This window comes from Aequorivita sp. CIP111184, assembly GCF_900489465.1.
Taxonomy (GTDB): Bacteria; Bacteroidota; Bacteroidia; order Flavobacteriales; family Flavobacteriaceae; genus Aequorivita.
This window is the reverse complement of record NZ_UEFQ01000015.1, coordinates 146,956-162,342: the sequence shown is the minus strand read 5'-3', so window position 1 is coordinate 162,342 and position 15,387 is coordinate 146,956. Positions and strand designations below refer to the sequence as shown.

The window sequence follows — 15,387 nt, the reverse complement described above, 5'->3', positions numbered from 1 at the left end:
ATATGAAGGAAGATTATTACGAAATTTTAGAAATCACAAAGAGTGCAACGGCAGCCGAAATTAAAAAGGCATACCGAAAAAAAGCAATTCAACATCACCCAGATAAAAATCCGGGCGATCACGAAGCAGAGGCCCTGTTCAAAAAATCGGCAGAAGCCTATGAGGTGCTTAGTGATCCCAATAAACGTTCCCGTTATGACCAATATGGTCACCAAGCCTTTGATGGCGGTGGCGGTTTCAGTGGCGGTGGAATGAATATGGATGATATTTTCAGCCAGTTTGGAGACATTTTTGGCGGAGCCTTTGGTGGAGGTTTCGGCGGTGGCTTTGGTGGCGGTGGACGTAGAACCTTAAAAGGAAGCAACCTGCGCATTCGCGTGCAACTTACTTTGGAGGAAATAGCCAATGGTGTTGAGAAGAAAATAAAAGTAAAACGAAAAAAACTAGCACAGGGAACTACCTATAAAACTTGTACTACTTGTAATGGGCAAGGACAAGTAACCCGAATCCAAAACACTATTTTGGGCCGTATGCAAACATCTGCTACTTGTAGTGCTTGTGGCGGTTTGGGTCAAATTGTAGATTCAAAACCTGAAAATGCCGATGCTGAAGGAATGTTGGTTACCGAAGAAACGGTTTCCATCAAAATACCAGCAGGCGTTGTGGATGGAATGCAACTAAAAGTTTCTGGAAAAGGAAATGATGCGCCAGGCAACGGAATTCCCGGCGATCTGTTGGTTGCCATTGAAGAAAAACAGCACGACACTTTACAACGAGAAGGAGATAACCTTCACTACGATTTGTACGTAAGTTTTTCTGAAGCTGCCTTAGGAACTTCTAAAGAAATAGAAACCGTAACGGGAAAGGTTCGTATAAAAATTGATTCTGGAGCGCAAAGCGGAAAAATTCTGAGACTCCGAAATAAGGGAATTCCAAGTATAAATGGCTATGGAACGGGAGATTTACTCGTACACATTAATGTTTGGACACCCAAATCGCTTTCAAAAGAACAAAGAGAATTTTTTGAAAAAATGAGTGATGACGAACACTTTCAGCCGAAACCTGAAAAAGAAGACAAGTCTTTTTTTGAAAAAGTGAAAGATATGTTCTCTTAAATAAACGTTAAATAAATATTTTTGTATATATTTGAAATGTCGCTTCGTCTTAGAGGCGATAATTTTTCTTTTTCATAGCAATTTTTTTTCCCACCCAAGAATTTATTCTTGGGTGGGTTTTGTTATTATATGGTTTTATTTCTCCCTAATTTTCTTTCTTTTTTCAATTTGCAATCACTTAAAATACTCTTAATAGTTATAGTGCTTCGCAGTCAAATCAATATATTTACATACTTCAAACAAAATTTATGGAAAAACTTTTAGTAGTCAACAATGTTTCCAAAATCTATGGTGATTATAAAGCGCTTAACAATGTATCCATAGAGGTTGAAAAAGGAAGCATCTTTGGTCTATTGGGGCCTAACGGTGCCGGAAAAACAACTTTAATCAGGATTATTAATCAAATTACAATGCCCGACACGGGATCCGTTATTTTGGACGGTGAGCCACTCCAACCACACCACATTCAATATATTGGGTATCTTCCCGAGGAACGCGGACTCTATAAAACGATGAAAGTTGGAGAGCAGGCTTTATACTTGGCACAGTTAAAAGGCCTTTCAAAACAGGAAGCCAAAGAACGGTTGAAATATTGGTTCGATCGTTTGGAAATTGGCGATTGGTGGGACAAAAAAATACAGGAGCTTTCAAAGGGAATGGCTCAAAAAATACAATTTGTTGTTACGGTATTACACAAACCAAAATTGCTGATTTTTGATGAGCCTTTTAGCGGTTTTGACCCGATTAACGCAAACCTTATAAAAGATGAAATTTTAAAGCTTCGCGAAGATGGAGCTACAATTATTTTTTCAACGCACAGGATGGAATCTGTGGAAGAAATGTGTGATCACATTGCTTTAATTCACAAATCCAACAAAATTCTAGATGGAAGATTGGTAGATATAAAACGCCAATATAGAAATAATATGTTTGAAATTGGTTTGATAACGCCTAACCACGCAACTACAACGGAATTATTAAAAGAAAAATTCGAAATATTTCCCGCAACTTTCAAAAGTATTAATGACGAGTTGCAATACAAAGTGAAAGTGCCAGATTCAATTTCTAGAAATGATTTTGTAAACTATTTAACCTCGCAGGGGCAATTGACGCATTTTGTAGAGGTAATTCCTTCTGCAAGCGATATTTTTATTGAAACCATCCAAAAAAATTAGATAACGATGAACCATCTTCCTCTTATAATTAAAAGAGAATACCTTACCAAGATTCGCAATAAATCGTTCATAATTATGACGTTTTTGAGCCCGTTTATTTTTGTGGGAATTTTTGCTTTGGTAGCCTATTTGTCAAGCTTGAACAATGATACCATTCGTAACATTTCTGTATTGGATGGGAGTGGAATGTTTGCAGGAGAGTTTAACAGTACGCCGCACACACGGTATAAAGTATTGAAAAATGTTTCCTTGGAAGAAGCAAAAAAAGAAGCAGAAGATGAAGAGGTTTATGGCTTGTTGTACATTCCGAAAACCGAAAACTTAGAATCACTTTCCCAGGGCATCACTTTTTACTCTCAAGATTCCCCATCACTTTCATTGATGGGCGATATTAACGATATGTTGGAAACTAAAGTGAATAGTGTGAAGCTGAAAGAAGCTGGAATAGATTCCGAAACAATTAAAAGTCTTCACATAAATATTAGGGCGAATCAAGAAACCTTTAAAGGAAAGGAGACTTCAAAATTGGGCTCTGGACTTAAACTTGCCTTTGGTGGTGCAGCTGGATATTTGCTATTTATGTTCATCATCATTTACGGCAATATGATTATGCGTAGCGTAATTGAAGAGAAAACCAGTAGGGTGATTGAAGTTATAATTTCATCCGTAAAACCGCGCGTTTTGCTTTTGGGAAAAATATTCGGAACTACGTTGGCAGGTCTTACCCAATTTCTGGTTTGGGTGGTACTGATTTTGGTTTTGATGACCGTTGTAACATCTGTTTTTGGAATTGATCCCGCGGCAGCTTCACCATCACAACAAGTTATTGAAAATAGCGTAGATGGTGGTACACAACAGATTTTACACGATATAATGCTGGAAATAAACAATCTTCCGCTGGCAAACCTTGTAATAATGTTTATCCTCTTTTTTGTGGGAGGATACTTGCTTTACGCATCTATGTACGCCTCTGTTGGAGCAGCAGTGGATAGTGAGACCGACACTCAGCAATTTATGATGCCTATTTTAATGCCTCTTATTTTGGCTGTTTATGTAGGCTTTTTCACGGTAATTGATAATCCTCACGGAACTGTTTCTCAGGTATTCTCTTACATACCATTTACCTCACCGGTGGTTATGTTGATGCGGATTCCATTTGGTGTTCCAATCTGGCAACAGATTGTTTCGGTAGTAATTTTGTTTGCTACTTTCGGTGGAATGGTTTGGTTTGCTTCAAAGATTTATCGCGTGGGAATTTTAATGTACGGCAAAAAACCTACGTACAAAGAAATCTACAAATGGCTTAAATATTAAAAAAAAAGTTTGCCTGAATCTTGCTATGTATTCGGCATAAATTATTAAAAAAAAAGAAAAAATATGAAAAGAAACATTTTTATAACATCATTCCTTTTGCTTTTTGCGATGGGAATTAAAGCTCAAACAACAGATTTGGCTCGTGTAGAATATTTAACACTACCATTTTCTAAATCAGACAACTCAATTAATCGCTATCGCGCATTAGTGCAGGCACCTATTCCTATAAATAAGGAAAAGAAGAATTTTTTGGTAATTGGTTTAGAATACAGATATGTAGATATTAATATAAAAGATAATGAAGACGTTTTAGCATTTACGGATCCAACTCCAAATTCAAATTTTCGGGACAATCTTGTAACTTCAGTCCAACAGTTTGATGCCTATTTGGGCTATACTTGGACTGCGAAGAACGATTGGAGATTTGGCGCAAAATTTGGACCAAAATTCCAAAGTGATTTTCAGGATGGCCTTCAAAGTGATGATATTATATATGAAGGCGCCGTATATGCAATAAAAGATAAAAAGAATGATACCATAGAAGGACACAAACCTTATAGATTGGTATTGGGTCTTACTTATTCAACTACTCCCGGTAGAAATTTTCCGTTGCCAATTTTAAATTATTATAAAGAATTTCGTCCCAATTGGACATATACTTTGGGTGTGCCTAAAACAAACGTTAGGCATTATTTAAACGATAATCATAAAGATGCACTGCAGGCTTTTGCCACTTTGGACAATGTGTATGCTAACATACAGCAGAACTTTGTGCCTACTTCCGATCAAAATTCAGATGGAAAATTTGCCGAAAGTATACAAGAAACAATAGGTCTTTTGGGCTTGGGCTATGAGCATTTCTTTACCAAACATCTTTTGTTTTATGGTTACGCAGCACATTCAGTATATAATGATTTCCGATTGGAAGATGCCGACGGAAATAAAATTTATAAAATTAATACCGAAAATTCGCCTTATTTTAGGGCAGGACTAAAATTCAAATATTAATGGCGAGAATACTTATTATAGAAGACGAAGCAGCAATTAGAAGAGTTTTGGTGAAAATTCTTTCCGAAGAAAATCAAGGCTACGAAGTTTTTGAAGCCGAAGACGGTCTTGCAGGAATGGAAATCATCAAAAAAGAAGATTTCGATTTGGTGCTTTGCGATATAAAAATGCCAAAAATGGATGGGGTTGAGGTTTTGGAAGCCGTAAAAAAGATTAAACCCGAAATTGCTATGGTAATGATTTCTGGTCACGGAGATCTTGATACTGCCGTAAATACTATGCGTTTGGGTGCTTTCGACTATATTTCAAAACCACCAGATTTAAACCGTTTACTGAATACCGTTCGCATAGCCTTGGACCGAAAGGAATTAGTGGTTGAAAATAGCCGACTAAAGAAAAAAGTTTCCAAGAACTACGAAATGATCGGCGAATCGCCTGAAATAGAACAAATAAAAGAAATGATCGAAAAAGTGGCGCCCACCGAAGCCCGCGTTTTGATTACAGGCCCCAACGGAACCGGAAAAGAATTGGTGGCCCACTGGCTTCACCAAAAAAGCGAACGCAGCAGCGGCCCAATGATTGAGGTTAACTGTGCCGCAATTCCCAGTGAACTGATTGAAAGCGAGCTCTTTGGTCACGTAAAAGGGGCATTTACTTCAGCAAATAAAGATCGCGCTGGTAAATTTGAAGCCGCAAACGGGGGAACTATTTTTCTTGACGAAGTGGGAGATATGAGCCTTTCTGCACAAGCAAAAGTGCTTCGTGCATTGCAGGAGAATAAGGTGCAACGTGTGGGTAGTGACAGGGATATTAAAGTAGATGTTCGCGTTATTACAGCGACAAACAAAGACTTAAAAAAGGAAATAGAAGATGGCAACTTCCGGGAAGATTTGTACCATAGGTTGGCGGTTATTCTTATAAAAGTTCCATCTTTAAACGAGAGAAGAAATGACATTCCACTGTTGGTAGATTACTTTTCAGAAAAAATTTCAACAGAACACGGTACCGGGAAAAAGAAATTTTCTACAAAAGCCATAAAGCTTTTACAGGATTACGATTGGACTGGTAATATCCGCGAACTTCGAAATGTTGTAGAACGCTTGATTATTCTTGGAGGAAAAGAAATTAGCGAGGAAGATGTAAAATTGTTCGCTAGTAAGTGAGTTGATGCGTTTAAAGGTTTAAAATTTTAAAAGTATTTAATTTTTCAAAAACAATAGCATCAATACTAACTATCTATTTATGAAAGAAGTAAAAATTGAAGATTTTAAAGTAACCGAGCCCATAAAGTTGGATGGCACACTTAATGATTGGGACCTTGGAGCTTCAGAAGAAAAATTGGAGGATCATCTGGAAGATACCCGGCAAAAGCTAGGCGAACTTCAAGATACACTATATGCCCACGGAAAATACGCTGTGCTAGTTTGTCTCCAAGGAATGGATACAGCTGGAAAAGACAGTCTGATTCGTGAAGTATTTAAAGATTTTAATGCGCGCGGGGTAGTAGTTCACAGTTTCAAAACGCCTACTGTACTTGAAAAAAGACACGATTATCTTTGGCGTCATTATATAGCCCTGCCAGAACGCGGAAAGTTTGGGGTTTTTAATAGAACTCATTATGAAAATGTTTTGGTAACAAGAGTTCATCCAGAATATATTTTAGGTGAAAACTTACCAGACATAAATAGTTTGGATGATATTAATGCCGAATTTTGGGAAAAACGGTTTCAGCAGATCAATGATTTTGAAAAGACTATTCAACAGAATGGGACTATCATTTTCAAATTCTTTTTGAATATTTCCAAAGACGAACAAAAAGACCGTCAACTTCGCAGATTGGACAAGCCAGAAAAAAACTGGAAGTTTTCACCCGGTGATTTGGATGAAAGGGAATTGTGGGAAGATTATAGAAAATACTATGAAGATGCCATCAACAGAACCTCAAAGCCACACGCCCCTTGGTACATTATTCCTTCAGATGATAAAGAAACCGCTCGCGTGATTGTAGCTGAAATTATGCTGCAGGAACTTAAAAAATATAAAGACATAAAAGAACCGGAATTGGAGGATGATATAAAGGCCAAAATTTCCGAGTATCGAGAACGACTTAAAAACGATTAATTTAGTTGACTATTACTTCCATAGGAAATCAATTTTTTTAAAAATAAATCAATGAAAATCCAATTACTCCCCACCCTTCTTTTAACTCTATTTTTCTCGTCCGCAATTATTTCACAGAACGCTGTTCAGGATTCAGTTATGTTGAAAAAACTTTATACAGCTTCATTAACTGAAGGAAAAAGCTACGAATGGCTGGACTATCTTTCCAACGAAATTGGTGGGAGACTTTCCGGCTCCATCGAAGCTCAAAATGCTGTAAATTATACCGAAGCACAACTCAATGAACTTGGCTTAGATAAAGTTTGGCTTCAGCCAGTAATGGTTCCAAAATGGACAAGAGGTTTTAAGGAATACGCATATATTGAAACAGCCAATGGCGAGAAATCTATTACCGAAATTTGTGCGCTTGGTGGTTCTGTGCCAACGCCTAATCTTGGTATAAAAGCGCAAGTTGTAGAAGTAAAAGGCCTTGATGAACTAGCTTCATTAGGTAAAGAAAAACTTGCCGGGAAAATTGTTTTCTATAATAGACCAATGCAGGCCGATTTAATTCAGACTTTTGAGGCTTATGGCGGTTGTGTAGACCAAAGATATTCTGGCGCTGCTGAAGCTGCAAAGTATGGCGCACTTGGGGTGATTGTTCGTTCTATGAATTTGCGTTTGGATGATTATCCGCATACAGGAGCTATGAGTTATGGCGATATGCCCGTTTCACAACGTATTCCCGCCGCTGCTATTAGTACCAACGGGGCTGAATACTTAAGCAAGCTTTTGAAGTTGCAGCCCACTCTTTTATTTTATTTCAAACAGAACTGTAAAACATTTGACGATGTGCAATCCTACAATGTGATTGGCGAAATTACAGGTAGTACAAATCCTGATGAATATATGGTTGTGGGCGGTCACTTAGACAGTTGGGACCTTGCCGATGGATCACACGATGACGGCGCTGGATGTGTACAAAGCATGGAAGTTTTGCGCCTTTTTAAGAAAGTTGGCTATAAACCAAAACATACCATTAGAACAGTTTTGTTTATGAATGAAGAAAATGGGCTACGTGGCGGAACTAAATATGCCGAAGAGGTGAAGCGCAAAGGTGAAAAGCATTTGTTTGCTTTGGAAAGTGATGCGGGTGGATTCACACCCCGTGGTTTTTCATTTCAAACGGATGCAGCCAATTTTAAGAAAGCACAGTCTTGGCAGCCGTTGTTTAAACCCTATTTAATACATTATTTTGAAAAAGGACACGGCGGCTCCGATATCGGTCCTATGGAAGGAAATATTGATGTTATTGCTGGACTACGTCCGGACAGCCAGCGGTATTTTGATTATCACCACGCTGCCAATGACACCTTTGATGCAGTTAATAAACGTGAATTAGAACTGGGTGCGGCTACTATGGCTAGCTTAGTGTACCTTTTTGACACCTACGGAACTAAATAATTTTACCACCAAATTATAAAGAAACGTTCCATTATATGGGGCGTTTTTTTATAGATTAATGGCGATTTGTTTATTTTAAGTTGCGCGTCAATCAATTGTTTTATTTCTGAAAAAGTATACCAATTGGCTACTATTTCTATTGGCAAAAGCCATTCTTTTTTATTCGGAATAGCGTAAAGAGCGGTTTTATCTTCTTCTAAATCATTTGGTTTTATATAATGGCCAACGATGCAATCCTGAAAAGGTTTCGGGAATATTGCAGCAGCCATTTTATTCGGAAGAAAAAGAAAAGCTTTTAAGCACAGTTCCTGTGAAGAAGGTTTTGAAATTCCGAGTTCCTCTAACTTTTGAATGGTTTCGGGAGCTTGAAGCAGGGGAAATTGTTTCAGTTTTACTTTTTCCAGTTTGTCAAAAAGACTGTCTTTTCGGTTGGGACCGATCCATTTTTGTTCTTCTAATGTACCTGCTTTTTCATCGTATAAATAAAACTTGCAAGCCAGTTCTATATGAACAATTTTTTCGGTTTTAAGATTTCGAACTATATAATCTAACTCGCCCAAAGTTTCTTTTGTGCCTTGAATTTGAAGGTTTGCGGTGAGCAATTCAAAGTTATTTGATTGTTTTAAATAGGCTTCAAAACAGGCTTCAGCTTGCATTCCTAGGACGGAATCTTTGGGGAAGCTGAAATTACTTTCATTTATCGTTTCATCTGAAAATTCAAAATTTTCAAACGGATAGTCTCCCGAATTAATTGTTAAATCGGGTGCGTTTTTAAAATGCTGTAATATTGTGTTTGTTTTAATGGCTATCGTTTTATTTCACTTTCATATTTCGCAATCCATTCATCAACAGTAATCTTTGTGGTGAGCGTTCCCAACAATTCAAAAGGAATGTTTTTTAGATTTTTAAAGCGAATGCAGCTTTTGCCCATATCCAGTTTTCCCTTGGCATGTTTGGGGTATTCAGATACAAACCAATTCATCAATTCAAAATCTGTATAAATGCCTGAATGATAAATTGCGATGTGGTTTTTTGTGAAGTAATACTCATAAATGGCAAGGCGTCTGTGGGTTTACAATGATAGCCGTCAGGATAAATAGTATGTGGTACAACATAGCTTATCATTCCATACTGCATTGTTTCTTCAAAACCCTGGGGGAGGTTTTCCCATACTGTTTCGCGTAATTTTTGCATTACTTCCTTCCGTTCTTCTGGAATTTCGGTTATGTATTGGTCTGGAGAAGTGGCTTTGGATTGCATTTTTGAAAATTAAATTTGAAAATTCAAAGTTATATGTTTTTGTTGAAGTATGCTTTACCTTGAGTTACACCTCAGGTAAACACTGTTAAAAATTTTTAGTGAATTGGCTACTCTTTTAGGGTTGTTTATTTGTGTTTTTGCTGCTCAAAATTATAATTGTACATTTAGTTGAAACAAATCTGAACCGATGAAAAAATTTACAGCATTCGCAATAATTAGTATTTTCCTTCTATTTGCCATTGAAGGCTATACCCAAGAAATAATTAAGTACAGTTTTCTGGAAGTTATTGTAGTCCAAAAAGCAAACAATCGCGGGAAGGTGAAGCGCATAAAAGTTGAGGAACAAACTTCTTTAATAGGGCAGAATATTTCTATTGATGAAATTGAAGATATTGAGGAAACTTCTACTTTGTTGAATTATATGAACGCGCACGACTGGGAGTTTTTGGACCGCCAATCTGTGGTTTCCGACGATAACGATCCTGTGTGGATGAGCTATATTTTTAGGAAGAGGAAGTAGTATTTAGTAAGGAATAGTATTTTATTGAAAGGTCCACGCAATAAATCGACTTTGTTTATTGCCCTGCTCCATCTCAATTATTCGTACTTCTGTTGGCAAGGTTTTGTTGATGGCTCTTTTAATATTTTTAAGGTGCTCTTTTTGTGAAACCAAGACGGTAAACCAGTGTACTTGTTTTTTAAACGCTACACTTTCTGCAGCCATTTTTTTAATAAATGCTTCTTCGCCACCTTTATACCACAACTCGTTACTACTGCCGCCGAAATTTTGAGGGGCTACTTCTTCTAACTGAAGATTGGTAACCTTGCGTTGATTGCTCCGTTCAGCATCGGTTCGGTTTTTATAGAAGGGAGGGTTGCAAACCACTACATCAAATACATCATCGGGTTGGATAATATGTTCTAATATACTGTTCTTAAATTTTTGATGGCGCAATTCAATGTCCTTTAAACTCTCATTTTTTGCTATAATTTCCTGAGCATTTTTTAGCGAATCTAGATCTACTTCACTCGCAGTGCACTGCCAATTAAAATGGCTGCATGCCAAAATAGGGTAGATGAGGTTAGCGCCTGTGCCTATATCTAACATTTTTATATCCTCTTTTTGGAGAAGTTCTGCTACGTGTAATAAATAATCCAAGCGGCCAGGGACCGGTGGGCAGAGGTTGTTATCAGGAATTTTCCAATAGTTTATACCGTAATGCGCTTTTAGTAATGCAGTGTTGAGCGCTATTACAGCTTGATTATTTGAGAACTTTATACTGTTGTTGCCGTGTTCGTTTACAAAAACATACTCTTTTAAACTGGGGTGATGAGTTATAAGATTTTCAAAATTATAGTCCTTGGAGAATGGGTTTTTTTGGTGCACGCTTGTGGCTTTAGGTTGGTAAAGGTAGTTTAATAATGAGTAATCAATAATTAATGATTAGTAATGATATATCGACACGCTCATTACAGGCAAGTTTTAGCTAAAATTAACTTGGGAACAGGTTACAAAAATACAGAAGCATGCTATAGCTGTTTTATAATTTAAAACTGTTTGTCTTTTGGTATTATTGAATTTGATTCTTAGAATGCTGTAATGACCTTCCTATAAATCTCAAAATTATTAATTTTAACTGAGTGATGCTAATATGGCGCTGGCCGCCATATAAAAATCGAGTTTTCATAATTATACGACGCGCCTAAATTTTTTCAACAAATTCTAAAAACACTTTTTTATGACGATCTAGATCCATATTCCCCGAAAGTGATACGCGTACAATATAATCTTTGTCACCTTCTTTAGTTGTTCCTTGGGTTGAGGTTGCTGGGATAGTCCAATAACTTCCTTTTAACTGACCATAGCTCACACAAAATTTACATTCATTAGGAATTTCTGTAATCATTAAATTGATTAACTTCAAATTCAGTGCTCTTTTATGCGCTTCTCTTTCTGCATCTGTATTTCCTTTTGTTGGCAGATCTAATGAAAATACAGATGGGGTAAAACCTTGGTCTGCCAGTTCATCTGAAACAAAATTGATTTTCGCTCCTGGTAAGGTTTCGTGAATAAAGTTTACAAACTCACGGGTATTGTCATAAGCATCATCAATCCGTTGGTTCATAGAAGGCAATTGTTTGGCTAAAATTTCATATTGAATGGCTGTAGCCTCATTATCGCAAAGGCTTAGATGCAAATCTATTTTTTCCATCAAACCCTTCGTTTTTGTATTTCCTACCACATAGCCAGCAGTACATTTTCCGCCACTCGGAAATTTTGATCCACTAGCATACGAAATAGCTCGAACCGTAGAGAGTATTTCACCTTCACCTAAGAAGTGATAATCTGGACAAAACGTTTGATCCAGAATAAAAACAGGGTCGATGGCAGTTTCACCTGATGCAGTTTTACGCTTTTTACTTAAAATAGCTTTTAATTGTTGTAAATCTGGAACTTCAACCCTAGGGTTGGTTGGAATTTCTGCGATGATGTAAGGAATTGCATCTTCGTCAGCAATTTTAGTTAAAACGGTATCGATACTACGCACCATTTCGTTATCACCATCTACTAACAAGTCTACAATTTCAACATTATCAATGCAAGCAGCAACGCGTCTGGCTTGGTCGTTTGTGCCACCATAGCAATTTGGCGGAACAATAAACTTTATAGCCTTTCCTTTGTGTTTTTCCAGCGCATCGTGAATAAGCCCCATCATAATGGCATATTGAATTGATAGTCCACTAGAAGCAACCAGTGGAGTTGTAGGGGAACCCGTAATGCCCTTGATAGAATCTAACACACTTGTTTTGTCTGCCGCTACATTGGTTTTGGGATTTTCTAGAGCAGTTTGTACTACTAGGGACTTTAAAGCTGTTAGACAATCGGCTGGAGTCATCGCGATAGTCTCTCTTCTTCGTACGTGTTGAATATCTGAGATATAACTTTCATTTTGTTCACCATTTACTATTAAAATGCTTCCAAGCTGCTCGTGAAGGTTGATGAAAAAGTCAATATTCGGATTGAGATCCATAGTGCCAATTGCATCATTTTGTGAAATGAAGATAGTGCTGCCATTAAATTCTGAAATGTTCTCGGCTTTATCAACCTGCTTTAATTCAAAATTATAACCATAAACACGCTTTACTATTTCAGCATCAAAAAATGGGGGTAATGCATTGGTATAAAGAATTCGGGTATTTTTATTTTCTAATAAATTCTTCCGTAGAATCGCTAAAATAGGAACCGTCTTTGATGAAAAGCTGATTACATTTTCAGACTTTAAATTAGTTGCCTTTGCAATACCCCATTCCAATATACAAGATAGTGGATGCCCCAAGCGGATATAATCGTAAGCCGTGGGTAGTTTTTTTAGAGCTGCTGTTTCAGCGTTATTATTATTATATAGAGTTTCAAACTGATCTAAAAATTGCGTTTTTGCTAAGCTTTCATTATAAATATCAAGTCTGTGCGTAGTCAGGCTCAACCAATCTGTTGGCATGTTTTTTAGTACTTCTTTTATATAATTTCGCATTTTAGTGTCTTGCATAATTTTCACTTTTTTATAGGTCGGCAAGTTACATTAATTAGATTTTTTTAGAAGTGTTTTAAGAGTTTTGTAACAGTGTGTTTAACGGATAATTGAAGTTTTTGAAGATTGACTTAAGATGCTCCGTTTTTACTTTCAAATAGTAATATTTCTTAGAGAGGGGGTAATTTCGTATTCGGCACAAGCTAGAAACTTGCGTTAAACCGTACGTCTATTAAATTTTGTTAAAAGGAAAATCGCTTAAACCAGAAACAAGTAATTGTCCATCTGCGTTTATGGAAAAGGGGGTTGTATTAGTGGCACCGTCTTCATAATCTAGGGTCAATGTATTTTCATTGATATTCCATATAAAGGGTCTGAGATTGGAAATAGCGGTACTATCTGGGTTGGCTATGTATTCTGTGCTGTAACCTTTGTTTTCGGTATTGAAATATAGTTTGTAATCATACATTTCACTTAAGTCGCTGCCTTGCCATACGCCTATTAGATTCTTGGCGGGTTCTGAATTGCTGTTCTTTTCATCATTGTTGCAGGATAGGAATAGGAGGGTTGTTAGTGCAAGAAAGAGAAATATGGCTTTTGGTATTCTATACAGTTTCATTAATGTATTGCAAGCTGTTTATTTGTGGTTGATTTACTCGGGTTAAAAGTATGAAATATAGTTGATAAATATGCTGGGATTTTAGTAGGTTTATTCTTCATTTATACAAGCGGTACGTTCGCGCTAGCTGGGAAAATTGAATTTAACAAACTTATGTAACTATCTAATTTATAGACCACTGTTTTAATAATGCTTCATTTTTCGCTATCTTTAAAACATTACTAATATTAAAAACTACTGTTATGGCACAAGTTACCTTTCAAGTGAATAGTTACAGATATTACCATTGGTCTTCTAGAGGTAATTTAAAAACAACTCTTAATCTTTATGGCAGCGGTAGTAATGCATGCATGGTATTATTTCAGTCAAATCCAGATGCGACACTACCTCCAGCAACAATGCATGGGGAGAATTTCTTTAGGCTTCACTATCATCAATATCAATTAGATAGTTTAATAGATATGCTTCGTAACGAGTCGCCTATTTTTGTATTTTTTAATAATGATAATGGTCAAAACAACTCCCGTATCTCTACATCCAATGAACCTGTAGGTGAGGGCGAATTGAGTTAAGTTATTTACTTTGTAAAGTAATATTTCCTGAACGTTTTTTAACCTCTCGTAAGGCAGTAATTAAATCAAGTGATACAAATTCTGGAGTTATGTAGTTCCAATAACCGCCAGAGTTCTTATAAATTCTTAAATAATAATATTTCTTTTGAGCATAAAAACTCATATAAGGTCTAGAAAAAACCATTGCAATTGGAGTCCACCAATTATTATTTGGATCATAATACCGAATTTTTTGAACCTCACTAAACCTGAATGTGCGGAACTCCCAATGGTCTCTTGCCTTTACTTCAAAATAATCTGCATATATCCTTAAATCTGGGAAGCCTTTTTGTTTAAAGTGAATGATGTGTTCTTTCAAAATTGCTATTGTGAATAGTTAAATGATTTCATGAGCGGGACGCTTTCGCTAGCGAGGGATTTTATTATGATTTCAATTTAATATTTATTTCTCAATTTTCGATTTCGATTTCGATTTCATCCACTAATAACCCGCCGCCTGCAACTTAAACAACTCAGCATACAGTTTAGGACACTAGTATTATTGAATCTGAAGTTTTAAATTTAACTTAGCTCCTAGAGCATCAAAAATTTTCATAACAGTTTCAAAAGTTACATTGCCCGTACTGTTTTCAAGTCTGGAGATTTGGGCTTTTTTTACGCCCACTAAATCGCCTAATTGCTCTTGGGTTAAATTTCTTTTTTTACGGGCGGTTTTAATCATATCGCCAATGAGTTCAAGCTTTAGTTCAAACTCATATTCATCCCGTTCTTTCGTTCCTCTTTTTCCTATTAAAAGATCTTCTGCTTCGTTTAATTTATAGCTTTTCATTTTATCTTATTTTTAAAATAGCTGATTCTAATATTTGTTGCTTTTTCAATTTCTTTTTTATCCACTTTGCTAGTTTTCTTAATGATTCCATGGGTTGCAAAAACTAGGGTATTACTTTTGTTTTCTTTATCCCAAAATGCTAATAGCCTATACTGAATACCAGAATATAAGGTTCTGAACTCCCAAATATCATTGTTTAACTTTTTAAAAAACTTAGGGTCAGCGTGTTGTTCAGAGCGTCTTATATTTTGAAGGATTTTGCTTCTGAATTTTAAATCCTGTTTTTGAATGAATTCAAATGCCTCTTCTAATAATATTGTTTCAAAGCGTTTAATCATTGTGGATTAGTCATTTTCATCAAATACAAAGATAAAAAAGTTTCCATAAATGTAAACTTTTTA

At 36.4% G+C, this 15,387-nt stretch carries 18 protein-coding genes; 9 read left to right on the top strand and 9 right to left on the bottom strand.

Annotation, left to right across the window (positions count from 1 at the left end; all coding sequences use genetic code 11):
* Nucleotides 1-2: 2 nt before the first annotated feature.
* The 7 genes from dnaJ (at nucleotide 3) to AEQU1_RS05090 (ending at nucleotide 8,176) form a co-directional block, all read left to right on the top strand.
* Complete coding sequence (gene dnaJ, locus AEQU1_RS05120; RefSeq protein WP_111879324.1) at nucleotides 3-1,115, top strand: molecular chaperone DnaJ; 1,113 nt, start codon at nucleotides 3-5, stop codon at nucleotides 1,113-1,115.
* Nucleotides 1,116-1,363: 248 nt separating this feature from the next.
* Entirely contained in the window at nucleotides 1,364-2,290 is a 927-nt protein-coding gene (locus AEQU1_RS05115) for an ABC transporter ATP-binding protein (protein WP_111879322.1), read from the top strand.
* Between the two features lie 6 nt (nucleotides 2,291-2,296).
* Complete coding sequence (locus tag AEQU1_RS05110) at nucleotides 2,297-3,604, top strand: ABC transporter permease (protein ID WP_111879321.1); 1,308 nt, start codon at nucleotides 2,297-2,299, stop codon at nucleotides 3,602-3,604.
* 63 nt (nucleotides 3,605-3,667) lie between these two features.
* Nucleotides 3,668-4,612 carry a hypothetical protein gene (locus AEQU1_RS05105; RefSeq protein WP_111879319.1) on the top strand — a complete coding sequence of 315 codons (945 nt, stop codon included), beginning with the start codon at nucleotides 3,668-3,670 and terminating at the stop codon, nucleotides 4,610-4,612.
* Nucleotides 4,612-5,775, top strand: a complete 1,164-nt coding sequence (locus AEQU1_RS05100; protein WP_111879318.1) for a sigma-54 dependent transcriptional regulator — start codon at nucleotides 4,612-4,614, stop codon at nucleotides 5,773-5,775. The genes AEQU1_RS05105 and AEQU1_RS05100 overlap by 1 nt, the downstream gene beginning before the upstream one ends.
* Before the next feature lie 79 nt (nucleotides 5,776-5,854).
* Nucleotides 5,855-6,733: a PPK2 family polyphosphate kinase gene (locus AEQU1_RS05095; RefSeq protein ID WP_111879316.1), complete on the top strand. Its 879-nt coding sequence runs from the start codon at nucleotides 5,855-5,857 to the stop codon at nucleotides 6,731-6,733.
* Nucleotides 6,734-6,784: 51 nt separating this feature from the next.
* A complete protein-coding gene (locus tag AEQU1_RS05090; RefSeq protein WP_111879314.1) occupies nucleotides 6,785-8,176 on the top strand; it encodes a M28 family peptidase in 1,392 nt (463 codons plus the stop codon).
* Between the two features lie 2 nt (nucleotides 8,177-8,178).
* Here AEQU1_RS05090 and AEQU1_RS05085 read toward each other — a convergent pair whose 3' ends face one another.
* The 3 genes from AEQU1_RS05085 to AEQU1_RS16360 all read right to left on the bottom strand — a co-directional run bounded on the left by AEQU1_RS05085 (nucleotide 8,179) and on the right by AEQU1_RS16360 (nucleotide 9,436).
* Nucleotides 8,179-8,877, bottom strand: a complete 699-nt coding sequence (locus AEQU1_RS05085; protein ID WP_258455159.1) for a DUF1853 family protein — start codon at nucleotides 8,875-8,877, stop codon at nucleotides 8,179-8,181.
* A gap of 104 nt (nucleotides 8,878-8,981) precedes the next feature.
* Nucleotides 8,982-9,179, bottom strand: coding sequence for a hypothetical protein (locus AEQU1_RS16365; RefSeq protein ID WP_309300249.1), 198 nt, complete (start codon nucleotides 9,177-9,179; stop codon nucleotides 8,982-8,984).
* Nucleotides 9,158-9,436, bottom strand: a complete 279-nt coding sequence (locus tag AEQU1_RS16360; RefSeq protein WP_309300247.1) for a DUF1801 domain-containing protein — start codon at nucleotides 9,434-9,436, stop codon at nucleotides 9,158-9,160. The genes AEQU1_RS16365 and AEQU1_RS16360 overlap by 22 nt, the downstream gene beginning before the upstream one ends.
* A 187-nt stretch (nucleotides 9,437-9,623) precedes the next feature.
* Between AEQU1_RS16360 and AEQU1_RS05075 the strand changes: the two genes are divergently transcribed.
* Nucleotides 9,624-9,956, top strand: coding sequence for a hypothetical protein (locus AEQU1_RS05075; RefSeq protein WP_111879311.1), 333 nt, complete (start codon nucleotides 9,624-9,626; stop codon nucleotides 9,954-9,956).
* Between the two features lie 21 nt (nucleotides 9,957-9,977).
* Here the strand turns inward: AEQU1_RS05075 and rlmF are convergent, their stop codons facing one another.
* From rlmF to AEQU1_RS05060, 3 genes are all read right to left on the bottom strand, one after another.
* Nucleotides 9,978-10,823, bottom strand: coding sequence for a 23S rRNA (adenine(1618)-N(6))-methyltransferase RlmF (gene rlmF, locus AEQU1_RS05070; protein ID WP_111879310.1), 846 nt, complete (start codon nucleotides 10,821-10,823; stop codon nucleotides 9,978-9,980).
* Between the two features lie 316 nt (nucleotides 10,824-11,139).
* Nucleotides 11,140-12,984, bottom strand: coding sequence for a PLP-dependent transferase (locus AEQU1_RS05065; RefSeq protein WP_111879308.1), 1,845 nt, complete (start codon nucleotides 12,982-12,984; stop codon nucleotides 11,140-11,142).
* Between the two features lie 214 nt (nucleotides 12,985-13,198).
* Nucleotides 13,199-13,585, bottom strand: coding sequence for a lipocalin family protein (locus tag AEQU1_RS05060; protein ID WP_111879307.1), 387 nt, complete (start codon nucleotides 13,583-13,585; stop codon nucleotides 13,199-13,201).
* 242 nt (nucleotides 13,586-13,827) lie between these two features.
* On the opposite strand from AEQU1_RS05060, the gene AEQU1_RS05055 reads away from it, so the two are divergent.
* Nucleotides 13,828-14,157 (top strand): hypothetical protein, encoded by a 330-nt coding sequence (locus tag AEQU1_RS05055; protein WP_111879305.1) that lies wholly within the window; start codon nucleotides 13,828-13,830, stop codon nucleotides 14,155-14,157.
* A 1-nt stretch (nucleotide 14,158) separates the two neighbouring features.
* On the opposite strand, the gene AEQU1_RS05050 is transcribed toward AEQU1_RS05055, so the two are convergent.
* The 3 genes from AEQU1_RS05050 to AEQU1_RS05040 all read right to left on the bottom strand — a co-directional run bounded on the left by AEQU1_RS05050 (nucleotide 14,159) and on the right by AEQU1_RS05040 (nucleotide 15,324).
* Nucleotides 14,159-14,515 (bottom strand): hypothetical protein, encoded by a 357-nt coding sequence (locus tag AEQU1_RS05050; protein ID WP_111879303.1) that lies wholly within the window; start codon nucleotides 14,513-14,515, stop codon nucleotides 14,159-14,161.
* Nucleotides 14,516-14,695: 180 nt separating this feature from the next.
* Nucleotides 14,696-14,986 (bottom strand): helix-turn-helix domain-containing protein, encoded by a 291-nt coding sequence (locus tag AEQU1_RS05045; protein WP_111879302.1) that lies wholly within the window; start codon nucleotides 14,984-14,986, stop codon nucleotides 14,696-14,698.
* Complete coding sequence (locus AEQU1_RS05040) at nucleotides 14,983-15,324, bottom strand: type II toxin-antitoxin system RelE/ParE family toxin (RefSeq protein ID WP_111879300.1); 342 nt, start codon at nucleotides 15,322-15,324, stop codon at nucleotides 14,983-14,985. Before AEQU1_RS05040 ends, AEQU1_RS05045 begins: the two co-directional genes overlap by 4 nt.
* Between the last annotated feature and the right edge of the window lie 63 nt (nucleotides 15,325-15,387).

Coding starts and splice junctions, on each gene's coding strand:
- AEQU1_RS05045 (WP_111879302.1), bottom strand. CDS start 14,986: ATGAAAAGCTATAAATTAAACGAAGCAGAAGATCTTTTAATAGGAAAA.
- AEQU1_RS05105 (WP_111879319.1), top strand. CDS start 3,668: ATGAAAAGAAACATTTTTATAACATCATTCCTTTTGCTTTTTGCGATG.
- AEQU1_RS05040 (WP_111879300.1), bottom strand. CDS start 15,324: ATGATTAAACGCTTTGAAACAATATTATTAGAAGAGGCATTTGAATTC.
- dnaJ (WP_111879324.1), top strand. CDS start 3: ATGAAGGAAGATTATTACGAAATTTTAGAAATCACAAAGAGTGCAACG.
- AEQU1_RS05075 (WP_111879311.1), top strand. CDS start 9,624: ATGAAAAAATTTACAGCATTCGCAATAATTAGTATTTTCCTTCTATTT.
- AEQU1_RS05055 (WP_111879305.1), top strand. CDS start 13,828: ATGGCACAAGTTACCTTTCAAGTGAATAGTTACAGATATTACCATTGG.
- AEQU1_RS16360 (WP_309300247.1), bottom strand. CDS start 9,436: ATGCAATCCAAAGCCACTTCTCCAGACCAATACATAACCGAAATTCCA.
- AEQU1_RS05115 (WP_111879322.1), top strand. CDS start 1,364: ATGGAAAAACTTTTAGTAGTCAACAATGTTTCCAAAATCTATGGTGAT.
- AEQU1_RS05090 (WP_111879314.1), top strand. CDS start 6,785: ATGAAAATCCAATTACTCCCCACCCTTCTTTTAACTCTATTTTTCTCG.
- AEQU1_RS05100 (WP_111879318.1), top strand. CDS start 4,612: ATGGCGAGAATACTTATTATAGAAGACGAAGCAGCAATTAGAAGAGTT.
- AEQU1_RS05065 (WP_111879308.1), bottom strand. CDS start 12,984: ATGCAAGACACTAAAATGCGAAATTATATAAAAGAAGTACTAAAAAAC.
- AEQU1_RS05060 (WP_111879307.1), bottom strand. CDS start 13,585: ATGAAACTGTATAGAATACCAAAAGCCATATTTCTCTTTCTTGCACTA.
- AEQU1_RS05095 (WP_111879316.1), top strand. CDS start 5,855: ATGAAAGAAGTAAAAATTGAAGATTTTAAAGTAACCGAGCCCATAAAG.
- AEQU1_RS05110 (WP_111879321.1), top strand. CDS start 2,297: ATGAACCATCTTCCTCTTATAATTAAAAGAGAATACCTTACCAAGATT.